Raw genomic sequence first — 17,923 nt, forward strand, 5'->3', positions numbered from 1 at the left:
CACAGCACAATTGAATGATTTATGAAAACTCAAGCAAAAACACCTTTTCCGATTTGGCCACTCGCGATGAGTAGTGGACTGGTCATTGCGGTCATGTGTTTGCTTTATGTTTTTATTTTCTCACCGCCTTCTGCCAATGCTGCCGACTATCCCATTCAAGGCTTTGATGTCTCACATCATCAAAAAGAAATTGATTGGAAAAAAATCTCGCCGCAGAAATATCGTTTTGTCTATTTAAAAGCTACGGAAGGCGGCGATTTCAAAGACACCAAGTTTCAGCAATATTGGCTAGAAGCACGTGAACGTGGTTTCTTAGTCGGTGCCTATCATTTTTATCGTTTATGTCGTGATGGTCAGGTTCAGGCTGAAAATTTCATTGCAACAGTACCGAATAAAACAGATGCTCTTCCGCCCGTGATCGACTTGGAATATGACAGTAATTGCATCAATACTTATTCAAAAGAACAGTTGTTGGCAGAAATTCAAATCATTCACGATGCATTCAAAAAGCATTATGGCAAGCAACCCATTTTCTACACCTCGAAAGCCTTTTATAACATTGTGCTTGCAGGATCATTCCAAGATGTCCCGCTTTGGGTTCGTGAATACAAAGGTTTACCAGATTTAAAAGACCAACCGAAATGGCATTTTTGGCAACATACCAATCAAGGTAAAATAAGTGGCATCAGCACACCTGTAGACCTCAATGTCTTTTATGGTTCAGAGCAAGCGTGGATTAAATTCCTTGAGCAAAATCACCTTCCACTGCCTAAGCCTGCTAAATAACGTATAAATCATCCGATACTCCATTTAAATACAGCGACACCAGTTTACGCATCTGAGAAATTATCGAATTTAAGCAACTTCACAACATAACTAAATCACTCTAAGATGCTTTGCTATGCGCAAAATTATTCATATTGATATGGATGCTTTTTACGCCTCAGTTGAGCTGCGTGAACGTCCCGATTTAAAAGACCTCCCCGTGGTGATAGCTTCCCATCATCCGCGTGCTGTGGTCACGGCTGCATCTTACCCTGCACGCCAATTTGGGTTACGTTCCGCCATGTCTATGACACAAGCGCGAAAGCTATGTCCTCAAGTCATCGTCATTGAGCCAAATTTTCAGAAATACCGTGAAGTATCGGCACAGATTCATCATGTTTTTCGTCAATATACTGACCAGATTGAACCACTTTCACTGGATGAAGCCTATTTAGATGTCACTGAAAATTTTAAAAATATTCCCAGTGCAACTGAAGTAGCTATGCGTATTCGAGAGGATATTTTTAAACTGACTGGGCTTACGGCCTCTGCCGGTGTCGCACCCAATAAATTTCTAGCAAAAGTGGCTTCAGATTGGCATAAACCCAATGGAATTTGTGTGATCAAGCCCTCTCAAGTGCAACGCTTTATTCAGGAACTTCCGCTCAAAAAAATTCCAGGCGTCGGTAAAGTTACCCAAGAAAAACTGCAAGCATTAAACCTACATACTTTAGGTGACTTACAACAAATTGAAGAATCGTTGTTGATCCAACATTTTGGCAAATATGGGCATCGACTTTTTCTTTATGCGCAAGGTATTGATGAACGTCCTGTTGAAGCCAGCCGTGAACGTCAACAAATCTCCAAAGAAACAACTTTTGATACAGATTTGTCTCTGCATGAATGTCAGGAACATTGGCAGCGCTTAATCGAACAGGTTTGGTATGTATTAGATAAAAAACAACTGCATGCACGCGGAGTTTCAATTAAATTGAAATTGCCAAATTTTAAAGTCATGCAACATAGCAAAAGTTTCAAATCTGTTTTGACACATCCTCATCAATTACAACAGGTACTTGATAGCTTGATTGATGAGATGCATCTTGACCCAAAGCTGAAGTTTCGACTGATTGGATTAGGCGTTTATTTACTTTCAGCAAAACAACAAGACCCTCAACTTTCTTTGCTCTAAGGACTTTGCTCAAGATCTGAGCATTAGTGTAAAAATCCCGCAACTTTGTTTTTACATTTTTAAAAATTAGAGTACTCTATCTGCGCAATGCATTATCCATGTATGTGCTGAGATGCTGAAAATCACCTTTACTTTCAGCATGCTGTCCTGTGATTGGCGTGACGATCGAATCCGAATATTACAGGGCAACTCTGTTGTAAACCATGGAACCCCTTCTTGCATGTCCTCTGCGAATTTATCTGTTGTTCAAGAACAACGCGCGCGTAAAGCTGCGCTCTCTAGTTTTGTTGGTGCTGTTGTCGATTGGTACGATTTCCTTCTCTACGGAATTGTTGCAGCCTTAATTTTTAAAGATCAGTTTTTCCCAAGTATTGGCGAAAATATGGGTACCCTTGCGGCACTCGCAACCTTTGGTGTTGGTTTCCTATTCCGTCCTTTAGGCGGAGTCGTATTTGGACACTTTGGCGATAAACTCGGTCGTAAAAAAATGCTCGTCCTCACCGTTTTCTTAATGGGGATTTCGACCGTAGGTATTGGTCTTTTACCTAACTTTGCAGCCATTGGTTGGTGGGCGCCCGTACTGCTCGTCACACTACGTGCGATTCAAGGTTTTGCGGTTGGTGGTGAATGGGGCGGTGCAGCCTTGATGGCTGTTGAAAATGCACCTAAAGGTAAAAAAGCCTTCTACAGTAGTGGTGTTCAAGTTGGCTATGGTGTGGGTCTGGTTCTCGCAACAGGTGCAGTCTCTTTAATTATTGCAACGCTCGGTGAACAAGCCTTTAATGAGTGGGCATGGCGTATTCCATTTATTGCCAGTATTGTCCTAATTGCCATTGCGATGTGGATTCGTCGTGACCAAGATGAGTCTCAAGAATTCGTAGAAAAAGTCGTAAAAGCAGATCAAAAACCAAAAAAACTCCCAATTTTACAAGCAATTAGCAAGCATCCTAAAGCGTTCTTCTACATTATCGCACTGCGTTTTACAGAATTATTGACCATGTACCTTGTCACAAACTTTGCGTTGAATTATTCAACCAATAACCTAGGTATGGATAAGCAATTCTTCCTGAATATCACCCTCATGGTCGGTGCGATCAGTTGTTTTAGTATTCCATTCTTTGCGTGGATTTCAGACAAGATTAACCACAAAACCATGTGTGTTTGGGGTGGTTTGATTGGTGCTGCTGCTGCATTCCCTTTCTTTATTGCACTCGATGCACAAAATACGCTGTTTATTATTGTTGGCGCAATTTTACTTGCCAACGTTGCGCATGATATGGTGGTGAGTGTACATCAGCCAATTTTCACCTCGCTGTTTGGTACGGAATACCGCTACAGTGGTGCAGGTGTTGGTTATCAAGTTGCAAGTATTATTGGTGGTGGTTTTACACCGATGATCGCAGCCTCACTCGTGATTTGGGGTGATGGCTCATGGCATTATGTCGCGATTTACTTAGCGATTGGTTGCCTATTGACTGCATTGGTTGCTGCTTTAATGCCTAAAACTCAGGATTAAATAATATGACTGTTCAACGTTTGCATGTATCGAAACGCTTTTCTGAAATTGCGATCTCAGGTGATTTAATTCATCTTGCGGGTCAATTAGCTTCAGATCTTGATCTCGATATTCAAGGTCAAACTCAGCAAACATTGGATATTATCGATCAGTTCTTAAAAGATGCTGGCTCTGACAAAAGTCATATTATGTCTGTGACGATTTATCTCAAAGACATTGAAAAAGACTATGCCGCCTTTAATGAAGTCTGGGACGAATGGGTCGCTGATATTGAAGCCCTACCCCGCACCTGCGTCGAGGCAAAACTCTATGATCCTAGAGTATTGGTCGAATTAACAGTGGTTGCTGTAAAAGCAAAATAATGAAGACTGATATTAAAAAAGCATGCTTCTACATGCTTTTTTTATTTAACTGACTGCTTTAATTTTTCGACGTTCTAAGTCTGAATATAAATGATATTTCTTTAAATCACTTAAACTATTGGTCTTGGTTTCTTGATCGACCACATCTTGCTCACGTAAAAAGTCCTGTCGAAGTTGCTGATATTCTGGAACATCCTCATACCGAATGACACGGTAACCTGCCATGGTCAGTAAAGCATCCTGATATTGTGCTTGTTGAGGACGCTTTAATACCAACGGGTCATCAACGGCAACAATGGCAACAATTTGATGGTGTTGATCAAGTACCACAAAATCTGCAATTAAGTGACGGTACTTATTACGGGTACGGTAAAATTTAGTGGTCAGTAAGGCATCATAAGATACATGTGCCAATATGGTACGGTCAGGTAATACTTCTTTAAGCCGAGTATAGGTGAGTTGCTCATTTAAGTTAAAAATAGCACGTTGCTTTAAGGCACTGTCTTGACGTTTGCCACTATTTTCAATTTTTTTCCATGCCATCAGCACGACACAGAAGAGTATGAAACTCCCAATCATGATATAAACAGTCATGCCACATTCCTTGCATTCTTATAATCTTTTCTTGTTGTAGTGCAGGTCAGTATAGAACTACTTGTTATTAAATTATGAACCTACAACTTTTATAGTGAGATACTTATACATCCTGTATCAAAATCGCTATACACCGATTACATATTAAGGAGCTGCAGCCCCTTTTTTAATAGTTAGTATATTCTCAGCTGTGAATCTAAAACAGATATGAATAGCCTCGCAAGCATAATAAGTTGTTTTGTCGAACAATTCCGATAAGCTGTACTTTTCGCTTTTTATCTGCTGTCACATCTCTTAGTTTATTTAAGAAAAATTACTCGCTCATATAAAAAAGACACCGAAGTGTCTTTTTTTTCATTTAATCAGGCTTTGCTTTTACGTTTTGGTTTTGGACCACCAAACGGCTTTTTAGCGCCAGTTTCACGTGGTGGTAGACCAGTATGTTGCGTTAATACCTGCCCTTTCTTCGGACGGTTATTTTGCGCTTGAGCTTGACCACGATTCCCCGCTTGACCGGTACGTTTTTGTGAATCACCGGCAACCGTTGAATTTTTCTTACGTGCAGATTGATACTGTCCGTCTACACCTGCAGGTTGATAGGTCGGGATCAAATGCTGTTTTGAGTTACCAATTAAGTCCTGACGCCCCATTTCACATAAAGCATCACGGAGCATTGGCCAGTTGTTTGGATCATGGTAACGCAAGAAGGCTTTATGTAAACGACGACGCTTTTCACCTTTCACAATGTCCACTTGCTCGGTATAACGTGCCACTTTTGCCAGTGGGTTTTTACCGGTGTAGTACATGGTGGTTGCAGTTGCCATTGGCGATGGATAGAACGTCTGTACCTGATCGGCACGGAAACCATTCTTTTTCAGCCAAATCGCAAGGTTCATCATGTCGTAATCGGTGGTACCCGGATGCGCCGCGATAAAGTAAGGAATCAAGTATTGTTCTTTACCCGCTTCTTTACTGAAACGATCAAACATTTGCTTGAAGCGATCATACGTCCCGATCCCCGGTTTCATCATCTTCGACAATGGACCTTTTTCGGTATGCTCAGGCGCAATTTTTAAGTAACCACCAACGTGATGGGTCACCAATTCTTTAACATATTCAGGGTTCAACACCGCAAGGTCATAACGTAAACCTGAACCAATCAGAATCTTTTTAATCCCCGGCAAGCTACGCGCTTTACGATATAACTGCGTCAATGGCGCATGATCGGTATGTAAATTTTGACATACACCTGGGAATACACATGACGGTTTACGACAGTTCTTTTCAATCTCAGGGTCTTTACATGCCAAACGATACATGTTAGCAGTTGGACCACCTAAATCCGAGATAATGCCGGTAAAGCCGGGTGCGGTATCACGAATTTTTTCCACTTCACGTAGAATCGATTCTTCAGAACGGTTCTGAATAATTCGGCCTTCATGTTCTGTGATCGAACAGAAAGTACAACCACCGAAACAGCCACGCATGATGTTCACAGAGAACTTAATCATGTCAAAGGCTGGGAAGCGGGCATTACCATAAGATGGATGTGGCAAACGTGCATAAGGCAAGTCAAACACATAGTCCATTTCTTCAGTGGTCAATGGAATCGGAGGTGGATTTAGCCAAACATCACGCTCACCATGTTTTTGTACTAAGGCACGCGCATTGCCTGGATTGGTTTCCAAATGCAAAATACGGTTCGCATGGGCATACAATACAGGGTCATTCGAAACTTCTTCAAATGCAGGTAAGCGAATCACCGCCAATTCACGTGGTGGTAATTTATGCTTAATTGCTTTAGAAGCAGGTTGTAACTGCACAATTTGCGTGTCTGCATCCAAATGATCCCCTTCACGGATAATTGGATTAGAGACATGTTCTTTTTGGAAGCCTTGATATTGTTTGGTGTCTTTGCCCTGCTCAATTTCACAGCCTTCCAAATCTTCAGTCATCACATAAGGGTTGATGATTGGGTCAACACGACCTACGGTATCCACGTCATTCGATGCAATTTCAACAAACTTGGCTTTTGAAGCACGATTGTTCTTATTCACAATAAATGCAGTACCACGAACATCCGTAATTTCGTGAACTTTTTCACCACGTGCCAAACGATGCATAATTTCAGTGATTGAACGCTCACCGTTACCATACATCAAGATATCGGCTTTCGAGTCCATCAAAATAGAACGACGAACTTTATCTGACCAGTAATCATAATGTGCAATACGACGTAAGGATGCTTCAATACCGCCTAAAAGAACCGGCACATCAGGATAAGCTTCACGTACACGTTGACAATACACAGTTGCTGCACGGTCTGGACGTTTATTCGGTTGATTATCAGGAGAATAGGCATCATCAGAGCGGATTTTACGGTCAGCCGTATAACGGTTGATCATCGAGTCCATGTTCCCTGCAGTCACACCCCACGCAATATTCGGTTTACCGAGTACACGGAAAGATTCCACATTGGTCCAATCTGGCTGCGCAATAATACCGACACGGAAACCTTGGGCTTCTAAAGTACGGCCAATGATGCCTGAACAGAACGATGGATGGTCGATATACGCATCACCACAGACCAAAATAAAGTCACAACTGTCCCAACCGAGTTGATCCATTTCCTCGCGTGACATCGGCAAAAATGGCGCTGGGTCGAAACATGACGCCCAATATTTGTCGTAATCAAACAACGCTTTAGGCGCAGTCTGCATAGTATAAGCAGTAGACATGGCTAGCAATTCTCGGCTGGCAGATGATAGGAGATCTAAAATTAGATCAAAAGATGAAAGGCGCGTATTTTAACATACATAGACAAAGGCATGCTTGATTATATTTTATACAAAACCAACTCATTTCGACTATTCAGGAATGAATAAAATGGCAGATATACTAAAAATTAACTGCCTTAGAAATTCCAAGCATAAAAAAATCCCCCTCTACTTTTCGTAGAGGGGGATTTTGGAATAATGAGCTGGCGATGACTTACTCTCACATGGCAAATGCCACACTACCATCAGCGCTAAGAGGTTTCACTTCTGAGTTCGGGAAGGGATCAGGTGGTTCACTCTTGCTATTGTCGCCAGCACAACTGTTTATGCTTACTCGCTTAGGTCTTATTTAGATGCCTAGCTTTCGTCAAATAGAATTCATTAACAGGGATACTTGAGTTGTATAGTTTGATCTTTAGCGTTAACTAAATCAAGTTATTGTGATGATGATTTGATCAACAACACCAACTGTTTGGGTGTTGTATAGTCAAGCCTCACGAGCAATTAGTATTGGTCAGCTTCATGCGTCACCGCACTTCCACATCCAACCTATCAACGTCGTAGTCTTCAACGGCTCTTTAGGAGACATAAAGTCTCGGGGAAATCTTATCTTGAGGTAGGCTTCCCGCTTAGATGCTTTCAGCGGTTATCCCTTCCGAACATAGCTACCCGGCGATGCGACTGGCGTCACAACCGGTACACCAGAGGTTCGTCCACTCTGGTCCTCTCGTACTAGGAGCAGATCCTCTCAAATTTCCAACGCCCACGGTAGATAGGGACCGAACTGTCTCACGACGTTCTAAACCCAGCTCGCGTACCTCTTTAAATGGCGAACAGCCATACCCTTGGGACCTGCTTCAGCCCCAGGATGAGATGAGCCGACATCGAGGTGCCAAACACCGCCGTCGATATGAACTCTTGGGCGGTATCAGCCTGTTATCCCCAGAGTACCTTTTATCCGTTGAGCGATGGCCCTTCCATACAGAACCACCGGATCACTAAGACCTACTTTCGTACCTGCTCGACTTGTGGGTCTCGCAGTTAAGCGCGCTTTTGCCTTTATACTCTACGCGTGATTTCCGACCACGCTGAGCGCACCTTCGTACTCCTCCGTTACTCTTTAGGAGGAGACCGCCCCAGTCAAACTACCCACCAGACATGGTCCTCGTCCCGGATTACGGGACAGAGTTAGAACCTCAATATTACCAGGGTGGTATTTCAAGATTGGCTCCATCGCAACTAGCGTCACGACTTCAAAGCCTCCCACCTATCCTACACAAGTAAGATCAAAGTTCAATGTCAAGCTGCAGTAAAGGTTCACGGGGTCTTTCCGTCTAGCCGCGGGTACACCGCATCTTCACGGCGATTTCGATTTCACTGAGCCTCTGCTGGAGACAGCGCCCCCATCATTATGCCATTCGTGCAGGTCGGAACTTACCCGACAAGGAATTTCGCTACCTTAGGACCGTTATAGTTACGGCCGCCGTTTACTGGGGCTTCGATCAATAGCTTCGCTTGCGCTAACCACATCAATTAACCTTCCAGCACCGGGCAGGCATCACACCCTATACGTCCACTTTCGTGTTTGCAGAGTGCTATGTTTTTAATAAACAGTTGCAGGGGCCTGGTTTCTGTGGCTGCTCTCAGCTCAGGAAGCAAGTTCCATCACCAAAAGCAGCGTACCTTCTCCCGAAGTTACGGTACCATTTTGCCTAGTTCCTTCAGCAGAGTTCTCTCAAGCGCTTTGGTCTACTCGACCTGACCACCTGTGTCGGTTTCGGGTACGATTCCTGTTTAACTGAAGCTTAGAGACTTTTCCTGGAAGTATGGTATCAGCCACTTCGCTGTACAAGTACAGCTTGCTATCAACTCTCAGCATAGAGCACCCCGGATTTGCCTAAGATGCATGCCTACTGTCTTCCACCTGGACAACCAACGCCAGGCTGACTTAACCTTCTCCGTCCTCTCATCGCATTAAACAGAAGTATTGGAATATTAACCAATTTCCCATCGACTACGCCTCTCGGCCTCGCCTTAGGGGTCGACTCACCCAGCCCCGATTAACGTTGGACTGGAACCCTTGGTCTTTCAGCGAACGGGTTTTTCACCCGTTTTATCGTTACTCACGTCAGCATTCGCACTTCTGATACCTCCAGCAGACTTCTCAATCCACCTTCATCGGCTTACAGAACGCTCCCCTACCACTTGCAATAAATTGCAAATCCGCAGCTTCGGCATATAGTTTTAGCCCCGTTACATCTTCCGCGCAGGCCGACTCGACTAGTGAGCTATTACGCTTTCTTTAAAGGGTGGCTGCTTCTAAGCCAACCTCCTAGCTGTCTATGCCTTCCCACATCGTTTCCCACTTAACTATAATTTAGGGGCCTTAGCTGGCGGTCTGGATTGTTTTCCTCTTGACTACGGACGTTAGCACCCGCAGTCTGTCTCCCGGATAGTACTCATTGGTATTCGGAGTTTGCATCGGTTTGGTAAGTCGGGATGACCCCCTAGCCGAAACAGTGCTCTACCCCCAATGGTATTCGTCCGAGGCGCTACCTAAATAGCTTTCGGGGAGAACCAGCTATCACCGAGTTTGATTAGCCTTTCACCCCTATCCACAAGTCATCCCCTGGCTTTTCAACGACAGTGGGTTCGGTCCTCCAGTTAGTGTTACCCAACCTTCAACCTGCTCATGGATAGATCACCCGGTTTCGGGTCTACACCCAGCAACTAAACGCCCTATTAAGACTCGGTTTCCCTACGGCTCCCCTATACGGTTAACCTCGCTACTGAATGTAAGTCGCTGACCCATTATACAAAAGGTACGCAGTCACATCACGAAGATGCTCCCACTGCTTGTATGCATGCGGTTTCAGGATCTATTTCACTCCCCTCACAGGGGTTCTTTTCGCCTTTCCCTCACGGTACTGGTTCACTATCGGTCAGTCAGGAGTATTTAGCCTTAGAGGATGGTCCCCCTATATTCAGACAAGGTTTCACGTGCCTCGCCCTACTCGACATCATCATATAAGCCCTTTCGTGTACAGGACTATCACCATCTATGGTCGCACTTCCCAGAGCGTTCCACTAAAGCTTATATGACTTAATGGGCTGATCCCCGTTCGCTCGCCGCTACTGAGGGAATCTCAATTGATTTCTTTTCCTAAGGGTACTGAGATGTTTCACTTCCCCTCGTTTGCCTCATTAACCTATGTATTCAGTTAATGATACCTACCTTATGGTAAGTGGGTTTCCCCATTCAGAAATCTCCGGATCACAGGATATTTGCCGCCTCCCCGGAGCTTATCGCAGGCTATTACGTCTTTCATCGCCTCTGACTGCCAAGGCATCCACCACATGCACTTAATTACTTGACTATACAACCCCAAACAGTCGATCAATCCTACAAGTAGATCAACCAACAAGTCCTAAGACTCACAGTTCGTTGTTTGTGTACTTAAACACTGTACAGCTTCAATCAAATTCACATACCAAAACGCTTGATTCAGTTTAATCGCTAGTACTCATTAATCTTTAAACAATTGCTTGTTTAAGTCTTAACGAGTATGAACAAATTATTTCAACTCAAATATATTCTGTTAATGATTTAATGCATCTTCGTCAGATTGCATTACTGTGATAAATCACAGAGATTATCAAGTGGTGCGTATCATAACGCTTCTACTTGTTAATCTCTAGGATCTAATCACTTGATCGCTTAGGAACTAAACATTCATCTTACTGAATGGTTATTCTTAACTCATTCTACTTAAATCTGATGATTTAAGTGATGGTGGAGACTAGGAGAGTCGAACTCCTGACCTCCTGCGTGCAAAGCAGGCGCTCTACCAACTAAGCTAAGTCCCCAGCTTATCAATAAGTCAATGTATCGATTACTGTCTATTGCAGATGGTGGGTCTGACAAGACTTGAACTTGTGACCCCACGCTTATCAAGCGTGTGCTCTAACCAACTGAGCTACAGACCCTCAGATACATCGTCATGAAGAACAACTTGTTGTGGATTCTTACCAATCGTCAATCTTTCGTTAAGGAGGTGATCCAGCCGCAGGTTCCCCTACGGCTACCTTGTTACGACTTCACCCCAGTCATCGGCCACACCGTGGTAAGCGTCCTCCCTAAGGTTAGACTACCTACTTCTGGTGCAACAAACTCCCATGGTGTGACGGGCGGTGTGTACAAGGCCCGGGAACGTATTCACCGCGGCATTCTGATCCGCGATTACTAGCGATTCCGACTTCATGGAGTCGAGTTGCAGACTCCAATCCGGACTACGATCGGCTTTTTGAGATTAGCATCCTATCGCTAGGTAGCAACCCTTTGTACCGACCATTGTAGCACGTGTGTAGCCCTGGTCGTAAGGGCCATGATGACTTGACGTCGTCCCCGCCTTCCTCCAGTTTGTCACTGGCAGTATCCTTAAAGTTCCCACCCGAAGTGCTGGCAAATAAGGAAAAGGGTTGCGCTCGTTGCGGGACTTAACCCAACATCTCACGACACGAGCTGACGACAGCCATGCAGCACCTGTATGTAAGCTCCCGAAGGCACCAATCCATCTCTGGAAAGTTCTTACTATGTCAAGACCAGGTAAGGTTCTTCGCGTTGCATCGAATTAAACCACATGCTCCACCGCTTGTGCGGGCCCCCGTCAATTCATTTGAGTTTTAGTCTTGCGACCGTACTCCCCAGGCGGTCTACTTATCGCGTTAGCTGCGCCACTAAAGCCTCAAAGGCCCCAACGGCTAGTAGACATCGTTTACGGCATGGACTACCAGGGTATCTAATCCTGTTTGCTCCCCATGCTTTCGCACCTCAGTGTCAGTATTAGGCCAGATGGCTGCCTTCGCCATCGGTATTCCTCCAGATCTCTACGCATTTCACCGCTACACCTGGAATTCTACCATCCTCTCCCATACTCTAGCCAACCAGTATCGAATGCAATTCCCAAGTTAAGCTCGGGGATTTCACATTTGACTTAATTGGCCACCTACGCGCGCTTTACGCCCAGTAAATCCGATTAACGCTTGCACCCTCTGTATTACCGCGGCTGCTGGCACAGAGTTAGCCGGTGCTTATTCTGCGAGTAACGTCCACTCTCTGTAGGTATTATCTACAGGAGCCTCCTCCTCGCTTAAAGTGCTTTACAACCAAAAGGCCTTCTTCACACACGCGGCATGGCTGGATCAGGGTTCCCCCCATTGTCCAATATTCCCCACTGCTGCCTCCCGTAGGAGTCTGGGCCGTGTCTCAGTCCCAGTGTGGCGGATCATCCTCTCAGACCCGCTACAGATCGTCGCCTTGGTAGGCCTTTACCCCACCAACTAGCTAATCCGACTTAGGCTCATCTATTAGCGCAAGGTCCGAAGATCCCCTGCTTTCCCCCGTAGGGCGTATGCGGTATTAGCAGCCGTTTCCAACTGTTGTCCCCCACTAATAGGCAGATTCCTAAGTATTACTCACCCGTCCGCCGCTAGGAATCAGTAGCAAGCTACCTATCCCCGCTCGACTTGCATGTGTTAAGCCTGCCGCCAGCGTTCAATCTGAGCCATGATCAAACTCTTCAGTTTAAAATCAGTAGCACCTTAAAGGGTGCCAATCTTGGCTCATCAATTTTCTGACAAATATTTCTCAAATAAACTTCGAGTAATTTCTACCATCAATCAATGAAAATAATTTCGATCAATCAACCAGTAAAAATCCACACAAGTTGTTCTTCATAATCTCTTAATGATCTTCTTGTTGGTTCGTCACCAGCAAGCTAGGTCGGCTATATTACGCTTTCTTTTCAGAAAGTCAACTGGTAATGAAAACTATTTTTAAACTTTCTTTCTAAAACCCAACTTAACCACTTTATGCTAAGCCACTGTTTTATCAGAAGTTTTAATCTTCATCACCGCCGATGGATGTGCATTCTACAGCATTTCAGAGCGCACGCAACACCTTTTTCAAAAGTTTTAAAACGCATGTTTATTTTATAAACCAGTAAATCAATAAGATATTGTTTTATTTAAGAAAATTATTTAAATAAAAATGTTCGTCATTTTCTTTCGAGACACTAATTAATCATAAATAATTGAAATATATAAAATTTAATGACTTAAAAATGCAAAAAGCAGGAGAAAACCTCTGCTTTTTGCTCACTTTTCAATCAAATTAGAATTTCACACTGATACGTGCCCAGTAATTTCGCCCGATATTATTAAATTGCTCAGTGGTCGGTAAGCCTGTACCTGATGCACCCATTTTGTTTAGGTGCTCGGTATAAATACGGTCGAGCACATTATCAATACCCACTGAGAGGTCAACACCATCAATAAGATGATATGTAGCATTTAAAGACAACGTACCAAAACCTGAGCTTTTTTTGTTGTCATAACCAACAATATTACCTTCACGTTCACTTATCCGATTTTGACCATCAACTATGCGCCAATAGGCCCCCAGCGTGTAACGATCTTGGATATAACGAAGATTCACGCGACCTTCTAAGGGTGCAATTTGTGGCAACGGCGTATTGTTCGTAGTGTTTTCACCCCATGCATACATAGCACTGACATCTGCCTGAATCGTATCCGTAAATTGATAGCCTATTCCGGCTTCTGCACCTGCAATCAATGCATCTACATTTCGTGAATTCACTGCATTGCCATGCGCATGAGCACTACTCGATTCAGAATCAGACTTATGGTGTCCATCGCCCATAGCCATAGCACTGCCATGTGCTTTAGTCTCACTCGCATAGGACATTAAAATAAAATCTTGGATCAAACCTGTATAGGCAGATACCCAAGAATTAAAGTTGCCCATATGATGTTGATAGCCAAAATCGAGCTGTAAGGTTTTCTCTGTCTCTAACTGCTTAAAGGTATTGGCTTCATGACCATGATAATTGGTTTTAAATAATTCCCAATAATCTGGCATACGCTCGACATAACCTAAACCAATATAGGTTTTGCCATCTTCATGTTCAGGGTGAATGTTCTCTAAACGGACAAAGGCACTCGGCAGACTCTCTTTACGATTGCGACCATTTTTCAAATCATTAACATCAACTTGATCGACACGTACACCCGTGACAAAACGGTTGTCATTGCCTAAGTCATAGGTCAATTCACCAAATGCGCCATAAGACTGATATTTCATATCTGCATTTAATGCCATACCATTCATAGCACCAGCATGTTGATTATATTGCGAATCAAAACCTGTAATGAACTGAATTTTCTCCCATTCATGTGTTACTGCCATACGGGCATTTAAAGTACGACGTGTCACCTGCATTTCAGATGGATCTTCAAGCACCATACCAAGATGCTCATCATGTTTCATCTGTAACGGACGTAAACTGAAATTATCCATGACATGGTCGTTATAGTTATAGTTCACCTGTGCTTCAATTTTCTTAATTACATCGCTGATATTTTTCTTTTCGACACGCAAACCTAAGCTTTCACGGGCAAACTGTGCGCCATCCTTATCACGACCTGCATAGACTGCTTCACCATCGGCTTTACCACCCGTCAGTTCCACCCAAGTGTTTTCATCAGGTGTCCAACCCAAAGCTAGATCAGCATTCCAACGTTCCCAATCTGAAGGAACAGTCGTACCATCGCCATCTTGATAGCTATTTGAAACTGAACGATTGGTATTTAAACGGATATATTTTTTCTCGTCACCTACTGCAACTTCAACATTTTGATCTAAACGCCCGAATGAACCGAGTAATACACTGGCTTGACCACGGTAATTGTTATTTTCATCAAACTGTTCAGGCGTGCGTTCAAAAATCACTGTCGCTGCCGAGCCTGTATTGGCGTATTGAACGGTTTGCGGCCCTTTAATCACTGAAATACGGTCATAGCTTTCAGGTGAAATATAGGAGGTTGGTGAATCCATGCGACTTGGACAAGCCCCTAAATTTTCCGTGCCATCGGTGAGAATTTTAATACGTGAACCAAACATGCCGCGGAAAGTCACATCACCATTGGTGCCTGCACCACTATTGACTGAACTAAACCCAACAATACTTTGTAAATAGTCCGCTCCATCTGTTGCAGGAATTGGTTGAATCGGTTGTTTGGGATCGGCACGTACAATTAAACCATTGGCATCTGTACCTGCTGCGGATGTCACCACAATCGGTGCCAAACTATGTGTAGTGGATGATGTATCTGCAAAAACTACAGGTGAATAACACACAACACCAATCGCAGCCGCGAGTGGCTGTAAAAAGAATTTTGGCTGAGCCATTTTATTTCTCACTCAAATACATAAAACACGGCTTAAGTCATTCAAGACCCAAGCGAAATCAACATGGTTTTATGCAAAAAGTGGCGGTGCCCTACCCTGAGGAATTAAAAAGAGTTGCTGAAGTACAAACCAAACATGTTGGAATGCTTTTTCGAACGCGATTAAACGAACCTGAATACGATCAAGGATTTCTTTTACGCTCAGTTCAGGTGGTAAAACAAGATTGCCATACACCGTACAGTACTGACACTGATGATTGGCATCATGATGATCATGACCTGTATCTGTAGAATGAGTCTGTATGTGAGGTTCGGCATGATGCGTATGAGTCGTATGATGCTGATGTGATGATGGTAATAAAAGTGCACGCGTGATGGTTTCACAGACCGGCGCAATTTGATATTGCTGCGGCAACAAGGGCTGTAAGAATACAGCGATCTGTAAAAATACGGCTGCAACAGAAAGAAGCAGACCACCACGGAAGATCAACAACAGGCAAATCCTAAAATTTGTCGTGTTATAGTATAACAAAGCCCAATCGAAATTGGGCTTTTATCAATCAAAATTCAGTGTATCTATTTCACTTAGCGTTTCGCTGCAACTTTCGCTTTTTCACGTTGACGCTGCGCTTTTTCAATTTTTTCACGCGCACGTTGACGTTTTAATGGCGATAAATAATCGACAAATAATTTGCCGTTTAAGTGATCCATTTCGTGCTGAATACACACTGCAAGTAAGTCGTCTGCTTCCATCTCAAATGCTTGACCTTCAAGATTAATTGCTTCAATTTTTACACGTGACGGACGTTCAACTTTGTCGTATATTTGAGGTACTGATAGACAGCCTTCTTCATATGGCTGTGTTTCTTCAGTCAATGGTGTTATTTTGGGGTTAATGAACACCATAGGTTGATCTTTGTTTTCAGATAAGTCCATGACAATCAACTGAATATGACGATCGACCTGAGTCGCAGCTAAACCAATGCCGGGCGCTTCATACATGGTTTCAAACATATCTGCAGCGAGCTGACGAATTTCATCAGTAACCTCTTCGACTGGTTGTGCAATGGTACGAAGACGGGGATCCGGGAAACTTAAAATAGGTAATAAGGCCATACTGCGTCCTCAATTATGCCATTGATCAAAAAACCAAATGAAGGGAATGCTTCATCAAAAAAATCGGTGTAAGATCGTTATTATAACGCAACTACATACATAATTTTAGGAATTATGATAATGAAAAAAGTTTTGACGGGCGCGCCAACTTTTAGTGCCTTGGGGTTAAAAAAACAAATGCTTGCGCTCGCCGTTACCGTCGGGGTAAGCCTAGGAACCGTGTCTATTGCTGAGGCAGCACCAGCACGTAATGTCAATCCTCCTTCACTAAAAGCCAATGCACCGCAAGTGTATGTAGTGAAAAAAGGCGACACACTTTGGGATATCTCTAAACGTTTTCTAAAGAACCCTGTACGTTGGCGTGAAATTTGGGCGAGCAACCGACACGTTAAAAATCCACACTGGATTTTCCCAGGTGACCGCTTACTGATGTGTACCTATAACGGCAAACCGATTATTGGCAAGGACGAAGGTGATGGCTGTGCCGGAATTATCCGTCGATATGCTGGCGGTACCAATGTCAAACCACAAGTTCGCGTCGAGGAATTAAGTAATACTATTCCGGTTATTCCACTTGAACACATTAAACACTGGTTGACTCGCAGTACGATTTTACCTGCAGACACATTGGACGGCGTGCCATATATCGTTGGTGCAGCAGATCATCGTGTGCTTGCCGCAAAAGGTCAAACCGTTTATGCCCGTGGAAATGGTTTAGAAATTGGTAAACGCTATGCGGTTTATCATGAAGGCGAACCGTATATTTTCACAGATGCAAATGGCGTTAAATACAATGCAGGTCTTGAACTGACTCAAGTAGCTTCAGGTATTGCTGTACGTGGTGAAGGTGATATAACTACACTTGAACTGACTAACAGTTTTGACCGTGAAGTGCGCCGCGGTGATCGTATCTTGCCTGAATACGATGCCATGCTACCTACCCTGTTCTACCCTACAAGTGCAGAGAACATTACTGCTGGCGGTATTGTCGTGCGTGTACAAGGTTCTATTGGTACAGCTGCAAAACACAGTGTGGTGACCATTGACCGTGGTGCTTCACATGGTGTCGAAGTAGGTGATGTTTTTGAAGTCAATCAAGCAGGTGAATGGACCGTTGATCCAAAAACCAATGAGCGCATTCAATTACCGGGTGAAGAAATCGGTAGCATCATGGTATTTAAGACCTTTAACAACCTAAGTTATGCCTACGTGCTTGAAAGTGCATTACCAATGAAAGTCGGTGCACAAATCCAAGTACCATCTTTAGAAGATTAATCCATTCTCTGTAGAGGTCTAGCATACGTCTAGGCCTCTCAGCTCTAATAAAAAAATC

Annotated in this window: 10 protein-coding genes, 2 tRNA genes and 3 rRNA genes; 5 read left to right on the forward strand and 10 right to left on the reverse strand. The window is 43.7% G+C overall.

Translation table 11 applies throughout. The features are described from left to right. The first annotated feature begins 66 nt into the window (after positions 1-66). The 4 genes from A3K93_RS11770 to A3K93_RS11785 all read left to right on the forward strand — a co-directional run bounded on the left by A3K93_RS11770 (position 67) and on the right by A3K93_RS11785 (position 3,835). Entirely contained in the window at positions 67-786 is a 720-nt protein-coding gene (locus A3K93_RS11770; RefSeq protein WP_227509900.1) for a glycoside hydrolase family 25 protein, read from the forward strand. Positions 787-901: 115 nt separating this feature from the next. Further along, positions 902-1,957 carry a DNA polymerase IV gene (gene dinB / locus A3K93_RS11775; RefSeq protein ID WP_067731384.1) on the forward strand — a complete coding sequence of 352 codons (1,056 nt, stop codon included), beginning with the start codon at positions 902-904 and terminating at the stop codon, positions 1,955-1,957. Between the two features lie 220 nt (positions 1,958-2,177). After that, a complete protein-coding gene (gene shiA / locus A3K93_RS11780; protein ID WP_067731385.1) occupies positions 2,178-3,473 on the forward strand; it encodes a shikimate transporter in 1,296 nt (431 codons plus the stop codon). A gap of 5 nt (positions 3,474-3,478) precedes the next feature. Then, positions 3,479-3,835 carry a RidA family protein gene (locus A3K93_RS11785; protein ID WP_067731386.1) on the forward strand — a complete coding sequence of 119 codons (357 nt, stop codon included), beginning with the start codon at positions 3,479-3,481 and terminating at the stop codon, positions 3,833-3,835. Between the two features lie 45 nt (positions 3,836-3,880). Here A3K93_RS11785 and A3K93_RS11790 read toward each other — a convergent pair whose 3' ends face one another. The 10 genes from A3K93_RS11790 to def form a co-directional block, all read right to left on the reverse strand. Next, positions 3,881-4,429: a DUF2726 domain-containing protein gene (locus A3K93_RS11790; protein ID WP_067731387.1), complete on the reverse strand. Its 549-nt coding sequence runs from the start codon at positions 4,427-4,429 to the stop codon at positions 3,881-3,883. Between the two features lie 362 nt (positions 4,430-4,791). After that, positions 4,792-7,167 carry a YgiQ family radical SAM protein gene (locus A3K93_RS11795; protein WP_067731388.1) on the reverse strand — a complete coding sequence of 792 codons (2,376 nt, stop codon included), beginning with the start codon at positions 7,165-7,167 and terminating at the stop codon, positions 4,792-4,794. A 240-nt stretch (positions 7,168-7,407) separates the two neighbouring features. Next, positions 7,408-7,522: ribosomal RNA gene (rrf, locus tag A3K93_RS11800) — 5S ribosomal RNA — on the reverse strand. Positions 7,523-7,689: 167 nt separating this feature from the next. After that, positions 7,690-10,583, reverse strand: a 23S ribosomal RNA gene (locus A3K93_RS11805). Positions 10,584-10,997: 414 nt separating this feature from the next. Next, positions 10,998-11,073, reverse strand: a tRNA-Ala gene (locus A3K93_RS11810). 43 nt (positions 11,074-11,116) lie between these two features. Then, positions 11,117-11,193, reverse strand: a tRNA-Ile gene (locus tag A3K93_RS11815). A 61-nt stretch (positions 11,194-11,254) separates the two neighbouring features. Continuing rightward, positions 11,255-12,792: ribosomal RNA gene (locus A3K93_RS11820) — 16S ribosomal RNA — on the reverse strand. Together the 16S, 23S and 5S rRNA genes with 2 tRNA genes alongside form the textbook arrangement of a ribosomal RNA operon. Before the next feature lie 586 nt (positions 12,793-13,378). Next, positions 13,379-15,475, reverse strand: a complete 2,097-nt coding sequence (locus A3K93_RS11825; RefSeq protein WP_067731389.1) for a TonB-dependent copper receptor — start codon at positions 15,473-15,475, stop codon at positions 13,379-13,381. A 69-nt stretch (positions 15,476-15,544) separates the two neighbouring features. Next, on the reverse strand, positions 15,545-15,964 hold the full coding sequence (locus tag A3K93_RS11830; protein WP_067731744.1) for a DUF2946 family protein: 420 nt from the start codon (positions 15,962-15,964) through the stop codon (positions 15,545-15,547). Positions 15,965-16,059: 95 nt separating this feature from the next. Next, positions 16,060-16,590, reverse strand: a complete 531-nt coding sequence (gene def / locus A3K93_RS11835) for a peptide deformylase (RefSeq protein WP_067731390.1) — start codon at positions 16,588-16,590, stop codon at positions 16,060-16,062. Positions 16,591-16,710: 120 nt separating this feature from the next. Here def and A3K93_RS11840 point away from each other — a divergent pair, with 120 nt between their 5' ends. Continuing rightward, entirely contained in the window at positions 16,711-17,865 is a 1,155-nt protein-coding gene (locus A3K93_RS11840; RefSeq protein WP_067731391.1) for a LysM peptidoglycan-binding domain-containing protein, read from the forward strand. Positions 17,866-17,923: the final 58 nt, after the last annotated feature.

Source organism: Acinetobacter sp. NCu2D-2 (assembly GCF_001647675.1).
Lineage (GTDB): Bacteria > Pseudomonadota > Gammaproteobacteria > Pseudomonadales > Moraxellaceae > Acinetobacter.

Coding starts and splice junctions, on each gene's coding strand:
- dinB (WP_067731384.1), top strand. CDS start 902: ATGCGCAAAATTATTCATATTGATATGGATGCTTTTTACGCCTCAGTT.
- A3K93_RS11770 (WP_227509900.1), top strand. CDS start 67: ATGAGTAGTGGACTGGTCATTGCGGTCATGTGTTTGCTTTATGTTTTT.
- A3K93_RS11825 (WP_067731389.1), bottom strand. CDS start 15,475: ATGGCTCAGCCAAAATTCTTTTTACAGCCACTCGCGGCTGCGATTGGT.
- shiA (WP_067731385.1), top strand. CDS start 2,178: ATGTCCTCTGCGAATTTATCTGTTGTTCAAGAACAACGCGCGCGTAAA.
- A3K93_RS11790 (WP_067731387.1), bottom strand. CDS start 4,429: ATGACTGTTTATATCATGATTGGGAGTTTCATACTCTTCTGTGTCGTG.
- A3K93_RS11785 (WP_067731386.1), top strand. CDS start 3,479: ATGACTGTTCAACGTTTGCATGTATCGAAACGCTTTTCTGAAATTGCG.
- A3K93_RS11840 (WP_067731391.1), top strand. CDS start 16,711: ATGAAAAAAGTTTTGACGGGCGCGCCAACTTTTAGTGCCTTGGGGTTA.
- def (WP_067731390.1), bottom strand. CDS start 16,590: ATGGCCTTATTACCTATTTTAAGTTTCCCGGATCCCCGTCTTCGTACC.
- A3K93_RS11795 (WP_067731388.1), bottom strand. CDS start 7,167: ATGTCTACTGCTTATACTATGCAGACTGCGCCTAAAGCGTTGTTTGAT.